A 22764-nucleotide genomic window follows, 5' to 3' on the forward strand; every position below is an offset into this window, starting at 1 on the left:
GCACGGTTCTGAAGGAGAGGTGCCCTGGATAATACCAGGCATCGACTCTAACAATCTAAAATCTAAAATCCAAAATTCCATAACTCCTAACTCCTAACTCCTAACTCCTAACTCCTAACTGTTTTACTATCGCAAGCAGTATTTTCGAGGGCGCGGTAGTATTAATAATATGGTTTATGATTTGCAACATTCGTTTACAAGTCTTAAAAGTAAAATTAGATGTATGGACTAATAAGCCGCTTGCTAGGATAGGAAAATATCTTGTGGAGTGCATTTTTTATGACCTCAGAAAGCGAAAACTGGTTAATTCTGGTAAATAGTTAATTGTAATTCAGCCCAAATAATGGGTTAATCGACCTGTTGCCGTGAAGATTATAGTGGTGTGGGGTGAAAAAAAGGTTTGTGATTTAATCTTTTTTTCTTGCATTAAAGGTAATGGCAATAAATTTAGATGTAGAGAGGGAATATAATTATCAAGTCCATAATGAATTGCCAATATTCTTGCTTGTGTTAAGAATACAGCCAGTGGCGGAAAGTTGCTAAGAACGGGCGTGCAGCTATAAAAAGCTAATATTCAGAACAATTGGACGAAGCAAGCTGGTATGAATGTTAATAACAGAAATTCCACTAGCCGTATTAAGGAGAATCAGGGCTTGGGTTACGAACGCTGGAAGCAAGACCTAAAAAATGACCTAATTGCTGGTTTGCTGGTAATAATTCCTTTAGCAACCACTATTTGGTTAACAGTTACTATTGCCATTTGGGTAATCGATTTTCTAACTCAAATACCCAAGCAACTCAATCCTTTTGAGGGGTTGCACCCTTTATTAATTAATGTATTAAATTTTGTGGTGGGGTTTACGGTACCGCTACTAAGTATTCTTTTAATTGGATTAATGGCTCGCAATATTGCGGGTAAATGGTTACTTGATTTTGGAGAGCGCTTATTACAAGCAATTCCTTTAGCCGGACAGATTTATAAAACCCTTAAGCAGCTTTTAGAAACGCTATTAAAAGATACTAACAATAAATTTCGTCGCGTAATTTTGGTCGAGTATCCGCGAGCCGGAATGTGGGCGATCGCCTTTGTTACGGGTAATATCAATAGCGATATTCAAGCCAAAATGCCCGAAGCAATGTTAAGCGTTTTTATTCCCACTACTCCTAATCCCACTACGGGATGGTATGCAGTGGTTCCGGAAAAAGATGTGGTTAACCTCTCAATGTCGATAGAAGAAGCGTTCAAAATATTGATATCTGGTGGCATCGTTTCTCAATCGGCTGTTTTACCTCCTCTGGAAATACCTAAAGAACGTAAAATAGAAACGCGAGAAAAAAAGCGGCAAGTAATTCCTGTTGAAGAAGCTTAATGTTTATTGTTGCCTCGCAGTACCTGGTTGCGTGGTATTTTGAGCAGTACTGATTAATTTTTATAGAAGTTAATTTTCTTTGACGCGAATAGCGGGCTTTGTAGAGAAAATTTCGATCTTCCGAATGGCTTATGGATTTAATACTTTACTTTACCTGGCGACTATAAGTCACGCGCCACTTGCTACAACGCGCTTATCCCGCGCAACGCAGTGGCTTGGCTACACAAGCCAAACCCGCCTGCGCGGGTTAAAAATTAATTAGTCCACGGAGGTGGACTTTGCCTGTGTAGTAGCGGTTTTAACCGCCAGATACTTTGAAAACATCCTCTTAGTTTCGCGTCAAAGTTAACTCTCACCTGAATTATATTAATACTGCTATGCAAGACCGTAAACCTCGTCAACCCCGTCAAATTGCTCGCGAACTAGCTTTGTTAAGCCTTTCTCAGTTACCTGTAAATCCCAAAAACTTAACAGAAGATCAACTTCCCGAATTAGTGCTGGGAACAGTACGTACTCTCAGAGGGGAGATAAAAGATTGTTTAGAAAATGCTTCTGAGGAACTAAGGAACAGTAACGACAAGCTTTTAACTAGCGAAACTCGCGCTGCCGATCTAAATACTTCTAGAACAATGCTCAAAGAAGCAATTGAATATACTAGGGCAGCAATTAATAGATTGGCTTATACGATAGATTTTCTGGAATTGGGTCAGGAATTAAATAAAAGATACAAAGAAATAAACGAATATGCTATTAAACTGGTGAGAAAAATTTCGTCAGAACGTGAGTTTCTAGATGAAAAAATATCTGTTGCTTTAGTAGATTGGCAAGTAAACCGACTTGCTCAAATCGACCGAGATATTCTTCGTATTGCTGTAGCTGATATGGAGTTTTTTGATATTGCTCCAAGAATAGCAATCAATGAAGCTGTAGAACTCGCCAAACGTTACAGTGGAGATGAAGGACATCGATTTATTAATGGTGTTTTACGCAAAATCACCGAGCAACAGGTTAAAGGATTTTAGATTTTGGATTTTAACAACGGATGCGTTTATGCAGGGATTTTGGATTAGGAGTTTTAAGTTAAGAGTTAGGAGTTAGGAATTTCTCCTTGTCTCCCCATCTCCCCATCTCCCCATCTTTCCACTCCTTCTGTGCTCTAATAATTAATTATTCATAATTATTTAAAAATTAAAAATATTTGCTGCAATGGTTTTTAATTGGTTTCGCCGTCAAAATAAAAAGTCTTCCGATGCTTCTTCCGAACAGAAGCAGGAACAAGAGATTGAACAAGTAAGTACACCATCAACGGAAGAATCCTCAACTCCAGAATCTCCTCCGGCTCAAACGGAAGATTTGCTGGCTTTTGCTAAAGCTGCTTACAAAAATATTCAAGATAAGCAACAAACAACTGAGGTAAGTACTGAAGTTGAAGAAACATCTGAAGAAATTACCGAATCTCCCCAAGAAGCAACTGAAGTAGTTTCCCAATCTGAAGAAGTTGTAGAAGAAAGTACAGAGCCTCAACCAGAAGAAACTACCGATACTGTATCGGAAGTGGAAACATCAGATGCTATTGTTACTGGGGAAGATGTAATATCTGAAGTCAAAACAGAAGTCGAAACAGAAGAAATATCCGAGCCAGCAGCACCGCTGTCTTTCTTAGAAAGAGCCAGAGCCGAACGAGAAGCTAGGCAGGAAAGACTGGTTGCGAGTGCAATAGAAGTACCGGACACTTCCAAGGTAGAGCAGCCAGCAGCGGTATTAAGCGATACTAGCGAACCAGTTCAAGAAACAACCGAACTTCCATTTGATGAAGGCTTTTTATGGTCTACGGAAGTCCTCGCAGCACAAGGTAGACGTGCCGAAGATGTATCAATTGAAGAAATTAACTGGCTGAAAAAGCTGCGGCAAGGTTTAGATAAAACTCGTCGTAGTGTAGTTAACCAGCTGAAAGCGATTGTTGGTAAAGGGCCGCTTAATGCAGACGCGGTAGATGAAATCGAAGCTTTATTACTGCAAGCCGATGTAGGTATAAAAGCTACTGATTACATTATTAATGCTTTGCAGGAAAAACTCCGTCAAGAAGCTTTACCACCTGAAGAAGGTATTGCTTATTTGAAGAAAATTCTGCGGGATATTTTAGATAAACCGCTGTTAGAATCTCCTGAATCCGCTGTTTTTACTCCAGATAAAGACAGTTTCAATATTTGGTTGATGACTGGGGTAAATGGTGCAGGTAAAACTACTACCATCGGTAAAATAGCTCATCTGGCGAATAAATCTGGTTATAAATGTTTGATTGGCGCAGCTGATACCTTCCGAGCCGCAGCAGTGCAGCAGGTAAAGGTTTGGGGAGAAAGAAGCGGCGTTGAAGTAATTGCAAACCCAGGGAAAAATACAGATCCAGCAGCAGTTGTGTTTGATGCGATCGCCGCTGCTCAATCGCGAAATACTGAATTATTACTAGTAGATACCGCAGGTAGATTGCAGAATAAGAAAAATTTAATGGACGAACTAAGTAAAATCCGGCGAATAATTAAGAAAAAAGCTCCGGATGCCAAAGTAGAATCACTGTTGGTTCTAGACGCTACATTAGGTCAAAATGGATTGCGACAAGCGGAAGTATTTTCTCAAGCTGCCGAACTTAGTGGCGTAGTTTTGACAAAACTAGATGGAACTGCCAAAGGAGGAGTTGCTCTTGCGGTGGTACAACAGCTAGGTTTACCGATTCGCTTTATCGGGGCTGGTGAAGGTATGGAAGATTTACGTCCTTTTTCCAGTTACGAATTTGTGGAAGCATTGCTCAGCGGTTAAGCAGGTATTAGTTACCGGAGTTTAATCGGTTATACAAAGCAATAATCCATATAAAGGCTTACGCAGGATAAATCTAATAAAGGCGTAAGTCTTTGTTTTGCGAGGTATTTATTCAAAAGAAAACAAAATTTTTCTGAGAAGAATTGGGAATTATTCCACTTATATGTTATCTTCCCTCACAGATGGGGGAAAGATATTTATACGCTTTTGAGCTATAGGAAAATTTTACACTTGTGAAATAGTTGCTTCGCCGCTATACCTACAAACATATTCTGAGGAGGAAACACAAGATAAAAACGTGATGATTCAATAAAATATCTCGACTGAGTTTTAATTTGAAGGTCTTGGGGTATACTTTCCCGCTTATTTGATACGTAATTTTGTTCTCCTAAATCATACTGTTGATAACATCTTAATTGATTGATTTACCTGCATAATATTATTGAGTAAGTCTCTCACCCATAAAGGCTATGACCCCATATTGTACATACCTAAATTAGCGTTCAAAAACTGCATATAGCCGTAATAGTTTAAGATGTATATTTTTTACGTCCGAAGGTATATGATTTGAGAATCAAGTTATGAAAAGATTAAAAACTTGTGATGAGATCGGAATATTCTTAGCGGTAGGTAAATTGGTATTAAACTCCAAACCCATGCAAGGAAGAAATCTATACAAATTAACAAAACAAATCAAACAAGAAAATAGTTATAAAATTTACTCTAATTGTCTTTCTACTCTTGCTAAACTTGTAAACCTTGTCTCAATATGGTTTAGCATTACTTCGACATTGTTTGATCGATCAATTATCTGCTAACCGTCAAATTATAAAGAGCAATATAATACAATCGCCTGTGTCTCAACTGCCTTCCCAACCAGCACAAAGTAATAGCAGTGCCCCAAAAGATGTCACTCCAGTGGTGGCACTCAAAGAACTTGTGGCACGGCTGCATCGGGAGCAGAATAAAATCCAAGATTTACTCTCGTCTTTAGGATTTGCTCTGCGGAGTTTCAATAACTTAAATCAGTTTTTGGAACTAATACCGCTGATGGCAACTAGAGTAACGGATGCCGATGGTAGCGCCTTGTTTCTCTACAAACCAAATGGTCAAGTTCGATTAGAACAGCTACATTGGCAAGATAGCCGCCAGCGCAAAAATATACGTAAGGCGTTAGAAGCACTCAGCAGTCAAATTTCTCTACCAACAAACACTACACCCTTAGCAACCGCGACTGGGATGTTAGATGCTCATATGCATCGTTGTTTGGGGCCAGATATGCAAGCTTTTGGTACTGCAATTTTGGTTAAACACAAGGAACGTGGGTGGCTCTACGTTTTAAGCAGGGACCCCGAATATACCTGGACGGAAACTAGACAAAAGTTAGTACGCTTAGTAGCCGATCAAACGGCAGTTGCCATTGAAAATGATGAATTGGGAGTAGAATTACGTAAGAAAGAACGTCTCGACCAAGAATTAGAAATTGGTGCAGAAATCCAGCGGCGACTTTTGCCCCGTCAATGTCCAGATATTCCCGGTGTAGCTTTAGCCGCCAGATGTAAACCAGCAAATCATGTCGGGGGAGACTATTACGATTTTATCCCCACGAATCATAATTTGATCGTTAAAGGGAAAGGTACGGATGATAGCGAAGCCAATCGCTGGGCTATGGTTATCGGGGATGTGATGGGTAAAGGCGTACCTGCCGGTTTAATTATGACGATGATGCGAGGAATGTTACGGGGTGAGGTATTGCACTTAAATTCTCCAGCCCGAATTCTGCAAAACTTGAATCGAGTCATGTATGCAGATTTGGATAATTCCAGTCGCTTTATTACTTTATTTTATTCGGAATACGACCCACAAAAACGGCTTTTATCTTACAGCAATGCCGCACACAATCCTCCTTTATGGTGGCACGCTGCAACCAAAACCGTCAGCAGATTGGATACCAATGGAATGCTGATTGGCTTAGAAGCCAACAGTCAGTACGAAAACGGTCAGGTATACTTAGAACCGGGGGATACAATTATTTATTACACTGACGGATTAACCGATGCAGCTTCCCCTTCCGGCGAGCGTTTCGACGAAGAAAACCTAATTATTGCCTTTAATAACGCTTGCAAGCATTACAAAGATCCACAAGAAATACTTGATTGTCTATTTAACACAATTAAGCAATTCATCGGTTCGGAGAGACAAAACAACGATGATATGACTTTAGTTGTTTTGCAAGCACGATGAAGGTTCGTAGTAAGGACTTAAGTCCTTACTACAAACCTAACAACTAATTAAAACACTACTGTTTTACCTTCATGAAGCACGTCTTCTTTTGTATAGGAAACGCCATCAATTTTGATACCTTGTTTATCAAGTAAGGTAATTGTACCGCCTTTATCTTTTAGAGAAATACCGTTATTAACTAAAGGCACTTGCAGTACTTCCCCTGGATCGATCGCGCCATCTAGATGATGCTTGCGTTTGTCGTAATCGGTAAGCGCCCATCCACTTAAATCAACCGTTACTGTTGAGGTATTAATTAAAGTTACCGTTTCAGTGTTGCGGTTGCTACCTACTGGATTAACTAAAGCAGCCAAAATGCGAACATCCGCAGTACTAGCAGCAAGTAACGAGTCTAATCTGTCACCATTTTTATCGTCAGTGTGGAAAGATTGCGATTGGAAAGTTAAGAAAATACCAACCCACTGCTGGCGGTTTGGATAGTGAATTAATAAACCACCATCTTGCCAAACTCCGTTATCTTTTTGGAATTTACCTACACTACCTTGATTCATGTGGATGTCATGAATACCGTTACCGGGAACAAAATCAAAATACTTGTCCTTAATATCATTTTCCGGTCCCCATTTTTCACCAAAAGCGTAGATAACAGCGTCTTCGCTACTTTGCGATCGCCCTACATATAGTTCAATTAATTCGTTTAAATCGTTATCGGGGCCAGGAACATCATGAGGTAATGGTTTCATCTGTGTTGTATCGAACATATTACCTCGAACGTAGTCCAAAGCTAGTCCGCCGGGTTTTCGATCTAAGTGATTAAACCCGTAATCCAACTTAACTAACTCTTGAGTAATTGGATGTGCAAAATTATCGTCTACAAGATAAAGTAATTCCGAAGGGCTGAGTTTTGATTTTACATTGATAGCAATACGATGCTTTTCTCCATTAGTATCGATAAGTACCTGGTAATGGGGATTATTACCAGAACCTAATTTTCTATCAACTGCGTTACCTTTGAGAACACCGTAATTTTTTAACGCCATAATAGATGTCTCCTGATGACCTGATTTTATTAACTAATTGGGTAGATGAGATGCAGAAGTATCAGTTATAACACCTAATTTTTTATACAACCAGTTTTCAGAAGATTTTTTGCGATTGGTAGATTTACTCATTCGATTGCATCCAAATCTACCTGGGGTTCAAACAAGACGGCTAATAGCACAAGTCATCTAAAGATGACTAAAAAATTTATAGTCTTATAAAATACAAAGCTTATTTAACAAACAACTTTTCCCAGAAAGTTTTCATCAAACAGCTAATTCCAACAAACCCGGATAACCGTAAGAATTCTCAGCTTGCAAAGGAAAAATATCATAACGACTGAATACAACATCGGCTGTCACGTGAAGATTATTTTGTAAATCACAATCTTCGCCGAAAGCTTCTAATCCAATACTCCACCATTTATTGCCATTGATTTCTACGTCGGTAAGTTCTAAACTACAGCCGTTATCTACACCTCCATCACTAGAAACAGCTTGTGCTTTTTTACCTACGACTTGATAAAGCTGCGAATAACGAACTTTTCCGACTTTTACCCAGACGGGATTATCACCAATTTGTTGAAGAGAAAAACTTTCTTCACTAGAATCCGAACAACGCCACTTCTTCCATTTTTCAACATTACCTGCCACTACAGAACTAAATTGCATCGCGGTTTTTTCTAAATAACGCCATTTGATTTCTAATCCTCCCTGACGCAATTTAATCCCTAAATAATCGCATCCAGGGGTGTAAAGATATATATCTTCTCTTTTTTCAGGTAATTTTGTGGATGATAATAAGCAACTGTGCTTAAACCAAGATTCAATATTTTCGGGAATATTACCCAAGTTAAACCAGCGAACTTCGTAAGTTGTCAACATACGTGGGACAATAAAACGAGAAATTACCCTTACGGGGAGCATTATTTCCAGCTATTCAGGAACCAGAACCAATGTGGAAACGAATTTCAATTACTTTATTTTTAGTATTTAGCTTGTGCCTGACTAATATGGGTACAGCAGCAGCCGCTGCACTTAACAGTTATATAGACTCAACCGATGGCTATCAATTCCTATATCCTACTGGTTGGGTGGAAGTAGACATAAATAACGGCCCCGATGTTGTTTTTCATGATTTTATCCAAACAACTGAAAATGTTTCCGTAGTAATGAGTCCGGTTCCCTCAAATCAAACTTTAACAGAATTGGGTACTCCTACAGAAGTCGGATATAAGTTGGGAAAAAATGCTCTTGCTCCCGAAGGTTCCAATCGTACAGCAGAATTAGTTAACGCCGAACAAACCCAAGGCGAAGACGGTAAAACCTATTATTTCTTAGAATATCTAGTAAAATTTCCTAACAACCGAGAGCGTCACAATCTTGCTAGCGTCGCCGTCAGTCGCGGTAAGCTATTCACCTTCAACGCTTCTGTACCCCAAAGACGTTGGAATCGCATGAAACGAATGATTAAAGATTCCGTAGGTTCTTTCCGCGTCGATTAATTAATTGGGAATTGGGCATTGGGCATTGGGCATTTTTAATTCATAACTCCTAACTCATAACTCATAACCGATTTCCCCTTGTCCCCTTGTCTCCCCCTCTCCCTTTAAAAACATGGGTACTCCAACTTTTGTCCTTGCTTCTGCTTCAACAGCGCGTCGTCGTTTGCTGCAAAATGCTGGAATTCAACCTTTTGTTTATGCGAGCAATTTTGATGAGTCGCAGATTCAAGTTGATAATCCAGCGGAATTAGTGGAAACTCTGGCTTTACGAAAGGCTGAAACTGTAGCGCCACATTTTCAAACTGCTTTAATTATGGGTTGCGATTCGGTTTTGGCTATTAATGGCGAAATTCACGGTAAACCTGCGAATCCAGAAGAAGCACGTCAGCGCTGGCTGATGATGCGCGGTAATTGCGGCGAACTTTTTACCGGACACGTTTTTATTGACAATACACAAAGTCGTAGTTTAATCAAGCATCAAGTTACAAAAGTTTATTTTGCTTCGGTTAGCGAGAAAGAAATAAATGCTTATGTTGCTACCGAAGAACCATTAAAATGTGCTGGTGCTTTTGCACTAGAAGGTAAAGGTGCGGTTTTTGTGGAGAAAATCGAAGGTTGTCATAGTAACGTAATTGGTTTGAGTATGCCGTTGTTGCGGATAATGTTGTTGGAGATGGGGTATTCTATTACTGATTTTTGGAGATAAGACGAATATTAAAATAACCCTAATTTGTTTAGGGGACTATGCGTAAGTCCTAAAAAAAGATAATTTGGAAATTTAGGATTATCTTTCTTAATCATTAATGCTCCCTATTATTTCCACAATTCCTTTACGTCAAATGGCTTCTGGTGATGTTTTATCGCTACAAGTTTACAAATTTATCGGTGCGAATCCGGGCAAAAAAGTTTACATTCAATCGAATCTTCATGGTGCGGAAATTGTGGGGAATGCTGTTATACACCAGCTAATTGAGTTTTTATGGATGTTGGATAATACAGATTTAATTGGAGAAATCTGGCTGCTTCCTGCTTGTAATCCTATGGGAACTAATCAACGCTCTCATCATTTTTCTTCTGGTAGATATTGTGCTTATGAAGCGAAGGATTGGAATCGTATTTTTTGGGATTATGAAAAAAATATATATAAAAATAATAAAAACAAGGAAAATCAATTATTAGCATTCGCTCGATCTCAACTTGATTTAGATTTAGAGCAGATTAGAAATAATTTTTTATATGCAATCAAGCAGCAATTTGTCAAGATTTTAGATGATATTAACTCTGAGTGTGGGGTACCCTATACCGATAAATTTAGCTACAAACTACAATCCCTGAGCTTAAATGCAGATTACTTGATCGATATTCATAGTTCGACAAATCAAGGCTTAGACTATCTTTACTACTTTCGCGATCGCGAAGAAAGCGCTAAATTTTTCCTGCTCGATTTTGGTATTTTATTAGATGAATATGACGGAGATGCTTTCGACGAAGCTTTTATTAAACCTTGGTTGGCGTTAGAAGAGTGTTTTTTTCAGTTAGGTAAAACGGTAAAATTTGATGTGGAAGCTTGGACGCTTGAACTAGGTAGAGGAATGGAAATGATTCCCGATTCGGTTTCAAAAGGCGTTCGAGGGATAAAAAATTATTTAAAACAAAAAGGTGTATTAGCTGAAGATTTTAAATTAGATGATTTTCCACCAAAAAATAATCAAATGAGTTTTAAAACCAAAAGTAAAGCAACAAAATATTATGCAACCGTTGGTGGAATGATTAACTCAAGAATTGCCCTTGGTGCGGAAGTAAAAGTAGGAGAACAACTTTATCAGATTCTTAGTTTTAATAAACAAGGTAAATTACCTACGACGGTAGATATTTTTGCTAGTCAAGATGGATTTGTTTACGATGTTTCTGCGAATCAAGCTGTAAATGAAGGTGAGTTTGTATTAGGAATTATTTAAAATTGGGAAATGGGGAATGGGGCATTGTACTTCTTGTTCCCAGGTTCAACCTGGGAACGCAATTTGCGAGGCTCTGCCTCAACCTATTGCACGAGGCAGCAAAATTAATATCATGATTCAGCAATGCCCAAATTCTTATAGCGTCTGTTACAACAACTGAACTGATTTGCTCGAATCTCTACTTACAAGCTCTTTTTCCATTTGCCTTCGTAATAGAGAAAGCATCGAATTCTCCCCCTTCAAACTCACCTGTTACAGTTGCTATTTGGCCAGCTTTGATGTGACGAGCCGTATTATCTCCACAGATATCATAAGAATCAACTGTAATAGAACGTTTCCCAGTATTCAACTGAAATCCGTCCTCCCAAACTCGGGCAATTCTACCAGAAAAGGTAGCACTTCGAGCCTGAGCAATCGCACCATTAGAAAGAATTACGACGCTTAAAAAGGCAAAACTTGCAACCACTGATTTCATAGTTCAATCCTTTGATCTTGTCGAAAGGTTAATAATTAATACAATTTAATATTGACTTGATTACAGCATAAGAATAATACCGACTTTCTATCATTTGCATAGATATTAGCCATGACCACGCTATAAATCTCAAATAATCTCAGCAACAAAAGGTTTAGACTATCTTGACCAAAATCGTCTAAACTCAAAATGTCCGCATCTGCAAACACCCCATGCCTCGCTGGTTTAATATTGCTGGTCCATGCCAAGACGATATCCACTATATGCTATCTCCGACAACACGATTGCCGGATTTGGAGGAGCTAATTCAACAGCGTAGTTATTTTGTAGTTCACGCACCGCGACAAACGGGTAAAACAACCGCCATGCTATCGCTAGCACAACAACTTACCGCAAGTGAACGTTACACTGCTGTAATGGTGTCAGCAGAAGTGGGTAGTGCCTTTAATAATGATGTGGGTGCGGCAGAATTAGCAATTGTAGGAACTTGGTACGATACAATTTCGATCCGATTGCCCGATGAATTGCAACCACCCGTGAGCTATCAATGGCAGAAAGAAGAATCAGGACGCAGAATTCGAGCTTTTTTACAGACTTGGGCAAAGGCTTCAACGAAACCTCTAGTAATATTTATCGATGAAATTGATTCCCTACAAAACGAAACTTTAATTTCAGTTTTACGACAATTACGGGATGGTTTTCCCAATCGTCCAGAGAATTTTCCTTCATCGTTGGGTTTAATTGGTTTACGAGATGTGCGCGATTATAAGGTTGCATCCGGTGGTAGCGATCGATTAAATACATCTAGTCCTTTTAATATCAAAGTCAGTTCCATCACCTTAAGAAATTTCAACGCCTCCGAGGTGCAAGAATTATACCAACAACATACGCAAGAAACGGGACAAATTTTTACACCCGAAGCCACCGCAACAGCCTTCGATCTAACTCAAGGACAACCTTGGTTAGTGAATGCATTAGCTAAGGAAGTTGTGGAAAAAATGGTTAAGGATAGAAGTATTGCTATTACCAAAGAGCATATTTTACAAGCCAAGGAAATATTAATTGCTCGTCGAGACACCCATCTTGATAGTTTAGCCGAACGCCTACGGGAACCAAGGATAAAAGCGATTATTGAACCAATGTTAGCGGGTTTGGAATTGGGGAATATACCCAACGACGATATTCAATTTGTAATTGATTTGGGTTTGTGCAAAATGCATCCTCAAGGTGGATTAACAATTGCCAATCCAATTTATCGCGAGGTTTTGCCCAGGGTATTAACGGTGACACCAATGGCTTCCCTACCAATGATTGCACCAACTTGGTTAAACCCAGAAGGGGAATTAAATAAAGATGCTTTACTCGAAGCTTTTATCAAGTTTTGGCGACAGCATGGAGAACCATTATTAGGTACTACTGGATACCACGAAATTGCGCCACACTTAGTATTAATGGCTTTCTTACATCGCGTTGTCAATGGTGGTGGAACGTTGGAACGGGAATACGCAATTGGTAGTGACAGAATGGATTTATGCTTAAGGTATGGTTCTACTATTCTTGGTATTGAATTAAAAGTATGGCGTGAAAAGAAGCGTGACCCCCAAACCGAAGGAATTGAGCAATTAGAATCCTATTTAGCCCGTTTGGGATTAAATGAAGGTTGGTTACTTGTATTTGATCGACGTAAAAATGCATTACCAATTGAAGAACGTTTGTCTACGCAGGTTGTTGTGACAGAAAATCAACGTTCTATTACTGTTATCCGAGCATAAATAAAGTTAAAATATTCATCAAATAATCTTGTCAAATACAACTTATCTTCCATTCCTGATTAAGAAAATAAAATCATTGATAATTGTTTTAAGTGAATAGTATTCAAAATAACAACATTTCTATTCCTGGTGAAGCTTTGATTCCCCAGGCTCCTCCCGGATTTAAATCGGGTTTTATCGGTATTATCGGTCGTCCGAATGTCGGTAAATCTACTTTGATGAATCAATTGGTTGGTCAAAAGATTGCGATTACCTCACCAGTAGCTCAAACTACGCGGAATCGATTGCGCGGTATTTTAACTACACCAGAAGCACAACTGATTTTTGTAGATACACCAGGAATTCATAAACCCCATCATCGGTTGGGGGAAGTTTTGGTGACGAATGCTAAAATCGCGATCGAATCTGTTGATGTTTTATTATTTGTAGTTGACGGTAGTACTGTTTGCGGTGGTGGTGATAAATATATTGCTTCATTACTCGAACGTACCACTACGCCGATAATTTTAGGTATCAATAAAATTGATAGTCAGCCTGAAGATTTTGAGTTGATAGATCAAAGTTACTTAGAGTTAGCCCAGGTTGGAGAATGGCAAACGGCAAAATTTTCTGCTAAAACCAGCGATGGGCTACCAGAAGTACAAGGATCGTTAATAGAACATTTAGAACCTGGGCCATATTATTATCCACCAGATTTAGTTACCGACCAACCGGAGCGCTTCATTATGGGTGAACTAATTCGAGAACAGATTTTGCTGTTAACTCGCGAAGAAGTTCCCCATTCAGTAGCCGTGAGCATCGATTTAGTAGAAGAAACACCTAAATTAACCCGCGTGCTGGCAACAATCAACGTCGAACGCGATTCTCAAAAAGGTATTTTAATTGGGAAAGGCGGAGGAATGCTTAAATCTATTGGCAGCGCCGCCAGAGAACAAATTCAAAAGCTAATTGCAGGCAAAGTTTATTTAGAATTATTCGTCAGAGTACAAGCAAAATGGCGACATTCGCGGATTAGGTTAGCGGAATTAGGCTATCGGGTAGAAGAGTGATGGGCATGGGGGCATTGGGGATTGGGAATGGGATTTTAGATTTTAGATTTTGGATTTTAGATTAAAAGGGTTAAGAGTTAGGAATTATGAGTTAGGAGTAGGCATTAGAAATTTCTACCCCCTCTACCCCCTCTAGGGCGTGTTTTCAAACTATAACCACAATAAAATTAACGCGATAGCCCTAAAGGGCGACGCTTCGCGTATCGTCAACATGGCAGTATAATTTTGAGCAAGCTTTTCGTATCGCGTCGCGATACGTCGAAACTGTTTGATTCGATTAATAGCACGCTCTACAAGGTTACGTTGACGGTAGATTTCTCGGTTAAATGAACCGCGACGCGGTTGAGTAGATAATAAGAGGGATAGTAAGACGGATACCACGACGACGTAGATAATTACGGATTCGACGACCCGTGTAACCTTTGTCTCCAACCAGTCTTAAGGGGCGAATGCGCGGACGACCTCGCCCAGAACGCTTTACAGCACCTTGTTCCATCAGTTGTTCAAGAAAAAGTGACTCGTTGCGCTGACCTGGACTGAGAAGAAAAGTTATCGGTTTACCTTTACCCTCACATCGTATGTGTATTTTTGTACTGAATCCACCACGAGAACGACCTAGTTTTTCTTCTTTTTCACCCCCTTTTTTCCGCCTGCGGCGTGTTGATGGGCACGTATAACAGTACCATCTACGTAGTGAACTTCCCAATCAATCAAACCTTGTTTATCGGCGTTTTCTTGTAGATTTTCTAGTATTTGCTTCCAAACTCCAGCTTGGAGCCATCGGTAAAACCTTGTTGCAACACTCTCCCACTTTCCATAATATTCAGGTAAGTCTCGCCAAGGTGCCCCTGTTCTTAATATCCACAGAATTCCGTTAATAATTCTACGATATTCATGAATACACCCTGCGATCGCACAACTTTTTAGGATATAACAGAATTAGACTTTGGCACGTTTCGAGCAAGAAACCGGGAGCAAAGTACTATTCTGTCCGCAGAATCGAGCGTGTCTTTAGACCATCGAGTGTCAAACTTCCGCCCATTTCCGCAACAAGTTAGCATGAGTTTTACTGATTAAGTCAAACTCTGCCGTTTTACCGTATTTCTGAAACATAATTTGTTTGGCTGTATCTAAGTCAAATAAAATCTCGCGTTCGGATGGTTCGCGAACAAAGCTTTGTACCCAACTTACTGCTGCTAAACGTTTACCTGTCTCTACTGTTTCAACTCGATGTAGGGTTGTAGAAGGATATACGATCGCTGAGCCAGCTTCCAATTTAAAAGCTTGTTCTCCCAAGCTTGTGTCAATAACTAATTCCCCTCCTTTGTAACTTGAAGGAGAATTGAGGAATAAGGTGAACGACACATCAGAGCGTATCGGTTTTTCACCACCCATTATCGCGTTATCGGTGTGAGAGCCGTAGTACATACCGGCTTGATAACAGCTGAAAAGAATCGGACGAATAATTTTTGGTTTAACTGCTGCTTGGAATAGTCTGTTACGTTTGAGCGCTTTGATTGCAATAATTCTTAACTCCTGACTAGCTTCAGCATTCCCAGATAATTGAGTATTATTTTTGACTTCTTTAGCAAACCATCCCGCAGTTAACTTACCGTCAACAAACTCTACATTTTTAAGCTTTGAACTAATTACATCTAATTCTTCCGCAGTTAAGACATTTTCTATAGCAAGAATCATCGGATTTTAGATTTTGGATTTTGACAACGGATGCGTTTCTTTTGGATTTTGGATTAAGGGTAGAAGTTGGAAGTTAGGAGTTTGGAGTTTGGAATATTTCCCCTTGTCCCCTTTTCTCCTTGTCTTTCCATCCCCCCCAATCTCTCCATCAAAATGGGGCAAGATATAGGCGCTTTTCTCACCTTTACCTTGCCCTTGGCAAGTTAATCTATAAAAAGTAAATGTTATAGAAGTTTAGCCTTCTCCACCTTCTCCGCCTTCTCCACCTTCTCCACCTTCGGTACCTTCAGCACCCGGTGTCGCTTCTGGAGCAGCAGGGGTAATTTCTTCAACTTCAGGGGTGGTACCTTCGCCACCTTCGGGGGCTTCACCTTGGGTACAAGCGGTGATGCTGCTTGCCATACCTAATGCAAGAAATAAAGCAATTGTTTTTGAACGCATTTTCACACTCCTCACTCTTTATTAATCTTTAATCGTTGCTTATCTTACTGCACCCCATTTCTCGACGGTTAGTCAATATAAATTGATCGGTCGAGAATTAACGCTTCTTAATCGGAAGCTAATTGCAAATAATTGTAGCTTGTATCTGCGATCGCAACAATAATTTTAAACTACAACATAATATTTTGGTATGGTTAAAATTTTTCTACGTTCTATATCGGCTCAAATGCTTATATGATATTATTATGTTAAAAGTTTTTTATTGTTCGGTCGTGCTTTTAAGATAGTGCAGTCGGTCGGATTAATTTTTAGTATTAATACAGGTTTATTGAGAATTATTCAGAAAAATCCCGATAGTAAGGATGCCTCAGTAACTTCAGTTCTGAGAGGAAAAACGTCGCGAGTGGTTTTAACCACCGTGGAATTTGAATACTGGTTTTTAAATGCATATAATCCGCTTGTTCCAGCAAACCTCTTTAAGTCCCTTCAAGCACCATTACTAAGATGACTTGGTTTTACCCAACTACTAAACAAATAGTCTTACAGTGTGGAGACAGTGCGTTGCGGAGGTTCCCGCAGTACGTAGCAACTGTCGTTCCGAACTGGGGAAGTTACGGCGCGTGTTTACTGAAACTAGGCTGAAAATTATCAAGACAAAATAGTCACAAAAAAAGTAATGGTGATTAATAATAAATTAATCTTGAGTGATGCAAATAGCTAATGTTTTTTCTAAAAGGAATTATCGGATAATTCCCATTTTATTGGGTTTATGGCTAATTTTTGATTTAGTCTCTCGTGTGGGAGCAGAATTTCTTTGGTTTGATAAAGTCGGGTATTTATCAGAGTTTATATTGCGTTTGATGACGCAGTTTGGGTTGTGGGCGATCGCCTTTTTTACTTCCATCTGTTTTTTGCTGGGTAATTTGGCTATAGCTAAGAACTTTCAACACCCTTCTTCAGGTTATATAAATCAACAGTTAAGCGGAAAAGAAACAAGAAATTTTTTCTCTTCTCCTACTTTTATCGATAAACCAGTAACTCCTGCGTACCGTTATGGATTTAGGTTGCGCTGGCTTTTACCGACGATTTTAGGATTGACTGTTTTAGTAGCCACAATAGTACTTTTTTACAGTCAGCAAACTTTAAATGTCTGGTATCCCGACATAAAATTACCTTCCGAAGCGCTGCCATTTCCATTTTGGTTGCAGTTAATCTTGAATGTAATTGGTTTGCGGCAATTTGTAATTTCGATTTTGCAGCTAATTGTACTCACGGTTGTGACTGCGGCAATTTTTATTCGCTACGAATTTTGGTTAAAGGCGATCGCTTCCTTTGTAAGCTTGCTTTTAGGTTTCTTGGTATCGGCACGCTGGATAAATGTCTTAGAATATTTCCGCGCCACTAGCTTTGATAATAAGGAACCTTTATTTAATCGCGATATTAGCTTTTATGTATTTTCGCTGCCGATTTGGGAACTATTACAATTTTGGCTGTTAGGACTATTTGGCTTGGGTATAGCTGCCGTAGCATTGACTTATTTACGTTCGGCTAACAGCTTGAGTGAAGGAAAGTTTCCCGGTTTTACCGTAAAGCAACGACTTCATCTCGATGCTTTGGGTTGCTTGACGATGTTAGCTATAGCTTTACGTTATTGGCTGTTACGGTATCAACTTTTGTATTCGGTATTGGGGGTAAACTACGGTGCTAGCTATACAGATGTAAAAGTATTGCTACCTATTTATACCGGCTTAAGTTTTTTAGCTTTAGGAATTGCAGCTTATTTACTATTGCGAACTTTAGATTTATACAAAAGAAAAAACGAAAGCATAAAACGCTCTCCTTACCCGCGTCAACTGGTTTATGTGTCGGCATTCTTCCTGGTAATGGCGACTGTTGCCGTGGGCTTTCTACCTACAGTGGTGCAAAAATTAGTCGTACAGCCCAACGAAATCACTCGCGAAAGACCTTATATAGAACGTACAATCGAGCTTACCCGCAAAGCATTTAATTTAGACACCATCGATGCAAGTACTTTTAATCCTCAAAATAATCTTACGGCTTCCGACTTGCGAGAAAACGACTTAACTATAGGAAATATTCGTTTGTGGGATTCACGTCCACTTTTACGAAGTAACCGTCAATTACAACAAATACGACCTTATTATAAGTTCCCAGATGCAGATATTGACCGTTATACTCTCAAGCGCAGTCTTAAATCCCAAGCATCTTTTAAACAGCAAACTATCATCGCTGCCAGAGAGCTTGACTACAATGATGTTCCCGATGCAGCAAAAACTTGGGTAAACAAACATTTAGTTTATACGCATGGCTACGGTTTTACCCTCAGCCCCGTAAACCAAGTTGCCCCCGGCGGACTACCTTATTACTACATTAAAGATATTGGCGTTGAAAATTCCGGAAATCAAGCTTCTTTATCAATATCGAATGCAGAAATCCGAGCCAGTATTCCCGTTGCAAATCCGCGAATTTATTTTGGAGAAATCGCCAATACCTATGTAATGACGGGGACAAAAACTCAAGAGTTTGATTATCCCAGCGGAAATGAAAACGAATTTAACGTTTACGATGGACAAGGTGGAATTCCCATCGGCTCAGCTTTTAGACGCTTGCTGTTTGCCCAGTATCTTAAAGATTGGCAAATGCTGCTAACCCGCAATTTTACACCACAAACTAAGGTAATTTTCCGCCGTAATATAAAAGAAAGGATAAAAACCATAGCTCCTTTTTTACGTTTTGATCGCGATCCCTATTTAGTTGCAGCCGATGGCAAAGGAACAACTATCGACGATAAACCAACATATTTGTATTGGATAATTGACGCTTATACAACTAGCAACCGTTATCCTTATTCCGATCCAGGTAAAAATAAATTTAATTACATCCGCAACTCTGTCAAAATTGTTGTTGATGCTTACAACGGTGATGTGAGCTTTTACATTGCCGATCCAACAGATCCAATTATTAATACATTAGGGAAAATTTTCCCGTCGATGTTCAAACCTCTATCGGAATTACCCGTAACTCTTCGTAGTCATATCCGCTACCCATTAGACTATTTCGGCGTTCAATCAGAACGCTTGCTGGCTTATCATATGACAGATCCCCAGGTGTTCTACAATCGAGAAGATTTGTGGCAGATTCCTACGGAAATTTACGGTACCGAACAGCAACAGGTGGAACCTTATTACTTAATTACAAAATTGCCTACCGCTCAAAAAGAAGAATTTATTTTATTACGGCCTTTTACTCCCACCCAACGAAGAAACTTAATCGCTTGGTTAGCTGCTCGTTCCGATGGTCAACAATATGGTAAATTAGTGCTTTACGAATTCCCCAAACAGGAATTGGTTTACGGTATTCAACAAATAGAAGCTTTGATTAACCAAAAGCCAGAGATTTCCGAACAAATCACCTTATGGAATCGCGAAGGCTCCAGAGTAGTTCAAGGAAATTTATTGGTAATACCTATAGAACAATCGCTTCTTTACGTCGAACCCATATATCTAGAAGCAGAAGAAAACAGTTTACCGACTTTAGTTAGAGTTATTGTCGCTTACGACAACGAGATTGTCATGGAAAATACTTTAGAAGATGCTCTAGAGTCTATTTTTGATGCGGATGAAATTACAACTCCTGTTTTTACTCCAGAAGTACAACCGCAACTACCCGTACCTTAACCCATTTGCTATGCACATATGAACGGCACCGGACTTACGCAGAAATAACGTAATCTCTACAAGTGCTGGAAATTTGCTCAAATGTAAGCCGTAGTACTCCGCCACATTAATTTTTATGGGTTTGTAGTAGCTTCTGTCGCTACGGTTATTTTTTTGTGCCCTAATTTCTGTGCGATTGAAGCGAGAGTGTATGCTCGCATCTTCTTATAGATTGGTTAATAGATTTCCAATTCTCCATAAAATACAATTTCAATAATAGGGTTAAAAGTAAATTGTCAACAATGCCTAACACTTAGAACTGAAAATATGCTTTATATAAGCGTTTGAAGACTATTAAAAAATGTTAAACAATATTAAATAATGCATAGTTATCTGAATAAAGGTACTTATAAGTATTGAAACGCCACAAATGAGCTTTTCTTGTTTAATATACATAAGTCATAAAAATCACAAATCTCTTTCTTTAGGAATAGAGATAGAGTCTTTAATACCCTTTTAGAGGGATATCGAAATGAGAGTAAAGATGCCAGAATTGTTAAGAATGTTTTAGAAGTTTGTACGTTACACGAAAAATTCACCGTGTAGGGCTGCTCGATAATATTTGGTTTTACCAACCGATTTTAAATACTTATTTTTTAATTACTTCTAATTTAATTTAAAATTTCTTATAACTAAGGTACTTATTAAAGTTACCGTTTTAATCGTAATTAGATAACTAGTTGCGCGACATTTTAGGATGTGACTTTCAATCAAGGAGAGTTCTAATTTGATCGGTGTTATAAAGAGTAGATTTTCTCAATTATAGAAAACATAATTTCTGCTCTTATTGGAATTATTGACTTGACTATAATCAACGTTCTATGAATATTTTTCATACAATCTTTTTTATCCTCAAATTCAGCTAAATGTAAACAAATCAGAGAAATTTATTTTTTATTGCACAAATAAAACTGAAATTCTTTTGTGTTAAAAGTAAATTAATAACATTGTTTTTACTGCTTGCTTTTAAGCTGTAAATCAATTACTTTAGTTTTAGTTAGATAGGTGTCTAAATAAGTTATAGTAAAAAATGAAAAATGAGAAATTGCAAAACCTACTGCGTTTTTTCAAAGCGTTAGCAGATGAAAGTAGGCTAAAGATAATTGGTATTCTAGCGAATCAGGAGTGCAGCGTAGAAGAATTAGCAGTGTTATTAGAATTAAAAGAACCGACAATCTCTCATCATTTAACGAAGCTAAAACAGCTTGAATTGGTCAGAATGCGTCCTGAAGGCAATACTCACTTTTATCAATTAGATAAAAAGCTTTTGCAAACCATGAGTAAAGAAGTATTTTATCCAGAAAAAATATCTTCTTTAGCTGATGACGTTAATCTTCAATCTTGGCAAATGAAAGTGTTGAATACTTATATAGGAGATTTTGAAAATCCTGAATCCGTACAATACGTCAGAGAAATTCCTAATAGCAGTAAGAAACGCTTAACGGTTCTCAAATGGGTAATCGACAAATTTGAATTGGGAGTAGAATATCCGCAGGATAAACTCGATGAAATTCTTAAACGTTATTACCCAGATTTCGAGACTTTACGAAAAGCATTGATCGATAGTCGGTTGATGCAGGAAAATAATGGAATGTATTGGAGAAGCTGAACCTGCAAATACATTTGATGCTCGATTGTAAGGAGATTTTCTAGTAGCTAGCAGAGAAGGGACAAAGTACATCAACTACTGACTCCCATTCTCTCAATTAGATCATTTCTTTGTATGCAGGCTTGATACAACTCAAGAATAATGGAAGTAGGAACTAGGGAAAAGATTTGCGCGTTTTATAGTCTCATTACTTTTTCAAGCTTCGTTTTTGTTTGTGGACTAATAGTTATTGGCGATACCGGGGCGTGAGCTTAGTCTAACGACTCACTGCGTGTATCGCCCTCCGGGCGACACAAGCCTTACTCGCGGCACGACCCGTTAGGGTAACGCTTAACGCTAAAACAATCCTGATTTTGACAGAAAAGCGCTACTGTAAAATATATTAAGTTAGTATAAGTTTTTATGCTTTTTTATAAATATTCTTTGCGTAGTAATATTAAGTACTTATGAAGGTTAGGTATTTGTATGGTCAAGGAAAGATGATTTTATGAAAGCGATAAATATATAAGTGAGGATTTCATCAAAATTACATAAAAATATATTCATATACTCATTAAGTTGTTATTAACAAGCAATTTTCCTTTACAGGTAAAAATAATGTTTAAGAAAGTAGTGCTACCAACCGTTGCAGTTTCAGGGATGATATTTGCTGGTTTTGCCACGTTTTTAGCTCAGTACGGTTCCGAACGCATACAAGTTCGAGTAGATAATCAAAACTTGTTTTACGGTGAAGTAAAAGATATTGTTTCTCCCCAAATAGGAGTAGCATTAGGTTTAACGCTTGGTGTGGCAAGTGTTGCAGTAATTGGATATAGCAAATCTGCAACTAAAGTAGAGTTGTTAGAGAAGCGATTATCATCTATTAAAAAAGCAATATCGGATAAAGATGCTCAAATTGAAGAATTAAGAAACGATCCAAAAATTAATAATGTAGAATTTGTTGATTTTGGCAGACGTTGATAATTAATAGGGAATAGAAAAAACTAAATATCGTATTTACGCAAAGCCCCCCTTAGAAAAGGGGGGTTGGGGGGATCTAAACGTTTGGAATG

The 22764-nt window shown here is 38.6% G+C and carries 20 protein-coding genes; 12 read left to right on the forward strand and 8 right to left on the reverse strand.

Annotated elements, in window-relative coordinates:
* The first annotated feature begins 602 nt into the window (after positions 1 to 602).
* The 4 genes from ACM03V_RS01480 (at position 603) to ACM03V_RS01495 (ending at position 6428) form a co-directional block, all read left to right on the forward strand.
* A complete protein-coding gene (locus ACM03V_RS01480; protein WP_414618978.1) occupies positions 603 to 1370 on the forward strand; it encodes a DUF502 domain-containing protein in 768 nt (255 codons plus the stop codon).
* Positions 1371 to 1747: 377 nt separating this feature from the next.
* Positions 1748 to 2392 (forward strand): transcription antitermination factor NusB, encoded by a 645-nt coding sequence (gene nusB, locus ACM03V_RS01485; RefSeq protein ID WP_414618979.1) that lies wholly within the window; start codon positions 1748 to 1750, stop codon positions 2390 to 2392.
* A 184-nt stretch (positions 2393 to 2576) separates the two neighbouring features.
* Positions 2577 to 4184 (forward strand): signal recognition particle-docking protein FtsY, encoded by a 1608-nt coding sequence (gene ftsY / locus ACM03V_RS01490; protein WP_414618980.1) that lies wholly within the window; start codon positions 2577 to 2579, stop codon positions 4182 to 4184.
* A gap of 855 nt (positions 4185 to 5039) precedes the next feature.
* Complete coding sequence (locus ACM03V_RS01495; RefSeq protein ID WP_414618981.1) at positions 5040 to 6428, forward strand: PP2C family protein-serine/threonine phosphatase; 1389 nt, start codon at positions 5040 to 5042, stop codon at positions 6426 to 6428.
* A gap of 47 nt (positions 6429 to 6475) precedes the next feature.
* On the opposite strand, the gene ACM03V_RS01500 is transcribed toward ACM03V_RS01495, so the two are convergent.
* Together ACM03V_RS01500 and ACM03V_RS01505 are read right to left on the reverse strand one after the other, a co-directional pair.
* Entirely contained in the window at positions 6476 to 7468 is a 993-nt protein-coding gene (locus ACM03V_RS01500; RefSeq protein ID WP_414618982.1) for a DUF2278 family protein, read from the reverse strand.
* A gap of 267 nt (positions 7469 to 7735) precedes the next feature.
* A complete protein-coding gene (locus ACM03V_RS01505) occupies positions 7736 to 8353 on the reverse strand; it encodes a hypothetical protein (protein ID WP_414618983.1) in 618 nt (205 codons plus the stop codon).
* 71 nt (positions 8354 to 8424) lie between these two features.
* Between ACM03V_RS01505 and psbP the strand changes: the two genes are divergently transcribed.
* The 3 genes from psbP (at position 8425) to ACM03V_RS01520 (ending at position 10931) form a co-directional block, all read left to right on the forward strand.
* Positions 8425 to 8973, forward strand: a complete 549-nt coding sequence (gene psbP, locus ACM03V_RS01510; RefSeq protein WP_414618984.1) for a photosystem II reaction center PsbP — start codon at positions 8425 to 8427, stop codon at positions 8971 to 8973.
* A 112-nt stretch (positions 8974 to 9085) separates the two neighbouring features.
* Positions 9086 to 9679, forward strand: coding sequence for a Maf family protein (locus tag ACM03V_RS01515; RefSeq protein WP_414618985.1), 594 nt, complete (start codon positions 9086 to 9088; stop codon positions 9677 to 9679).
* Positions 9680 to 9776: 97 nt separating this feature from the next.
* Entirely contained in the window at positions 9777 to 10931 is a 1155-nt protein-coding gene (locus tag ACM03V_RS01520) for a succinylglutamate desuccinylase/aspartoacylase family protein (RefSeq protein ID WP_414618986.1), read from the forward strand.
* A gap of 178 nt (positions 10932 to 11109) precedes the next feature.
* On the opposite strand, the gene ACM03V_RS01525 is transcribed toward ACM03V_RS01520, so the two are convergent.
* Positions 11110 to 11406 carry a hypothetical protein gene (locus tag ACM03V_RS01525; RefSeq protein ID WP_414618987.1) on the reverse strand — a complete coding sequence of 99 codons (297 nt, stop codon included), beginning with the start codon at positions 11404 to 11406 and terminating at the stop codon, positions 11110 to 11112.
* A 212-nt stretch (positions 11407 to 11618) separates the two neighbouring features.
* Here ACM03V_RS01525 and ACM03V_RS01530 point away from each other — a divergent pair, with 212 nt between their 5' ends.
* Together ACM03V_RS01530 and era are read left to right on the forward strand one after the other, a co-directional pair.
* Positions 11619 to 13178, forward strand: coding sequence for an AAA-like domain-containing protein (locus tag ACM03V_RS01530; RefSeq protein ID WP_414618988.1), 1560 nt, complete (start codon positions 11619 to 11621; stop codon positions 13176 to 13178).
* A 92-nt stretch (positions 13179 to 13270) separates the two neighbouring features.
* Positions 13271 to 14227 carry a GTPase Era gene (era, locus tag ACM03V_RS01535; RefSeq protein WP_414618989.1) on the forward strand — a complete coding sequence of 319 codons (957 nt, stop codon included), beginning with the start codon at positions 13271 to 13273 and terminating at the stop codon, positions 14225 to 14227.
* A gap of 150 nt (positions 14228 to 14377) precedes the next feature.
* Here the strand turns inward: era and ACM03V_RS01540 are convergent, their stop codons facing one another.
* The 5 genes from ACM03V_RS01540 to ACM03V_RS01560 all read right to left on the reverse strand — a co-directional run bounded on the left by ACM03V_RS01540 (position 14378) and on the right by ACM03V_RS01560 (position 16366).
* Complete coding sequence (locus tag ACM03V_RS01540) at positions 14378 to 14608, reverse strand: transposase (RefSeq protein ID WP_414618990.1); 231 nt, start codon at positions 14606 to 14608, stop codon at positions 14378 to 14380.
* Positions 14550 to 14933, reverse strand: a complete 384-nt coding sequence (locus tag ACM03V_RS01545; RefSeq protein ID WP_414618991.1) for a transposase — start codon at positions 14931 to 14933, stop codon at positions 14550 to 14552. The genes ACM03V_RS01540 and ACM03V_RS01545 overlap by 59 nt, the downstream gene beginning before the upstream one ends.
* Positions 14843 to 15157, reverse strand: a complete 315-nt coding sequence (locus ACM03V_RS01550) for a transposase (RefSeq protein WP_414619189.1) — start codon at positions 15155 to 15157, stop codon at positions 14843 to 14845. The genes ACM03V_RS01545 and ACM03V_RS01550 overlap by 91 nt, the downstream gene beginning before the upstream one ends.
* Positions 15158 to 15253: 96 nt before the next feature.
* Positions 15254 to 15925, reverse strand: coding sequence for a Fe2+-dependent dioxygenase (locus tag ACM03V_RS01555; protein WP_414618992.1), 672 nt, complete (start codon positions 15923 to 15925; stop codon positions 15254 to 15256).
* Between the two features lie 234 nt (positions 15926 to 16159).
* The gene (locus tag ACM03V_RS01560) at positions 16160 to 16366 is read right to left on the reverse strand and encodes a hypothetical protein (RefSeq protein ID WP_414618993.1); all 207 of its coding nucleotides are present in this window, start codon (positions 16364 to 16366) and stop codon (positions 16160 to 16162) included.
* A 707-nt stretch (positions 16367 to 17073) separates the two neighbouring features.
* On the opposite strand from ACM03V_RS01560, the gene ACM03V_RS01565 reads away from it, so the two are divergent.
* The 3 genes from ACM03V_RS01565 to ACM03V_RS01575 all read left to right on the forward strand — a co-directional run bounded on the left by ACM03V_RS01565 (position 17074) and on the right by ACM03V_RS01575 (position 22672).
* Positions 17074 to 20064: a UPF0182 family protein gene (locus ACM03V_RS01565; protein ID WP_414618994.1), complete on the forward strand. Its 2991-nt coding sequence runs from the start codon at positions 17074 to 17076 to the stop codon at positions 20062 to 20064.
* Positions 20065 to 21133: 1069 nt separating this feature from the next.
* Complete coding sequence (locus ACM03V_RS01570) at positions 21134 to 21712, forward strand: metalloregulator ArsR/SmtB family transcription factor (RefSeq protein WP_414618995.1); 579 nt, start codon at positions 21134 to 21136, stop codon at positions 21710 to 21712.
* A 597-nt stretch (positions 21713 to 22309) separates the two neighbouring features.
* Entirely contained in the window at positions 22310 to 22672 is a 363-nt protein-coding gene (locus ACM03V_RS01575) for a hypothetical protein (RefSeq protein ID WP_414618996.1), read from the forward strand.
* The last annotated feature ends 92 nt before the right edge of the window (positions 22673 to 22764 follow it).

The sequence above is a fragment of the Calothrix sp. CCY 0018 genome (assembly GCF_963920925.1).
Classification (GTDB): Bacteria; Cyanobacteriota; Cyanobacteriia; order Cyanobacteriales; family Nostocaceae; genus Rivularia.

Coding starts and splice junctions, on each gene's coding strand:
- ACM03V_RS01555 (WP_414618992.1), bottom strand. CDS start 15,925: ATGATTCTTGCTATAGAAAATGTCTTAACTGCGGAAGAATTAGATGTA.
- ftsY (WP_414618980.1), top strand. CDS start 2,577: ATGGTTTTTAATTGGTTTCGCCGTCAAAATAAAAAGTCTTCCGATGCT.
- ACM03V_RS01480 (WP_414618978.1), top strand. CDS start 603: ATGAATGTTAATAACAGAAATTCCACTAGCCGTATTAAGGAGAATCAG.
- ACM03V_RS01530 (WP_414618988.1), top strand. CDS start 11,619: ATGCCTCGCTGGTTTAATATTGCTGGTCCATGCCAAGACGATATCCAC.
- ACM03V_RS01515 (WP_414618985.1), top strand. CDS start 9,086: ATGGGTACTCCAACTTTTGTCCTTGCTTCTGCTTCAACAGCGCGTCGT.
- ACM03V_RS01565 (WP_414618994.1), top strand. CDS start 17,074: ATGCAAATAGCTAATGTTTTTTCTAAAAGGAATTATCGGATAATTCCC.
- ACM03V_RS01520 (WP_414618986.1), top strand. CDS start 9,777: ATGCTCCCTATTATTTCCACAATTCCTTTACGTCAAATGGCTTCTGGT.
- psbP (WP_414618984.1), top strand. CDS start 8,425: ATGTGGAAACGAATTTCAATTACTTTATTTTTAGTATTTAGCTTGTGC.
- ACM03V_RS01560 (WP_414618993.1), bottom strand. CDS start 16,366: ATGCGTTCAAAAACAATTGCTTTATTTCTTGCATTAGGTATGGCAAGC.
- ACM03V_RS01575 (WP_414618996.1), top strand. CDS start 22,310: ATGTTTAAGAAAGTAGTGCTACCAACCGTTGCAGTTTCAGGGATGATA.
- nusB (WP_414618979.1), top strand. CDS start 1,748: ATGCAAGACCGTAAACCTCGTCAACCCCGTCAAATTGCTCGCGAACTA.
- ACM03V_RS01505 (WP_414618983.1), bottom strand. CDS start 8,353: ATGTTGACAACTTACGAAGTTCGCTGGTTTAACTTGGGTAATATTCCC.
- ACM03V_RS01525 (WP_414618987.1), bottom strand. CDS start 11,406: ATGAAATCAGTGGTTGCAAGTTTTGCCTTTTTAAGCGTCGTAATTCTT.
- ACM03V_RS01500 (WP_414618982.1), bottom strand. CDS start 7,468: ATGGCGTTAAAAAATTACGGTGTTCTCAAAGGTAACGCAGTTGATAGA.
- ACM03V_RS01570 (WP_414618995.1), top strand. CDS start 21,134: ATGAAAAATGAGAAATTGCAAAACCTACTGCGTTTTTTCAAAGCGTTA.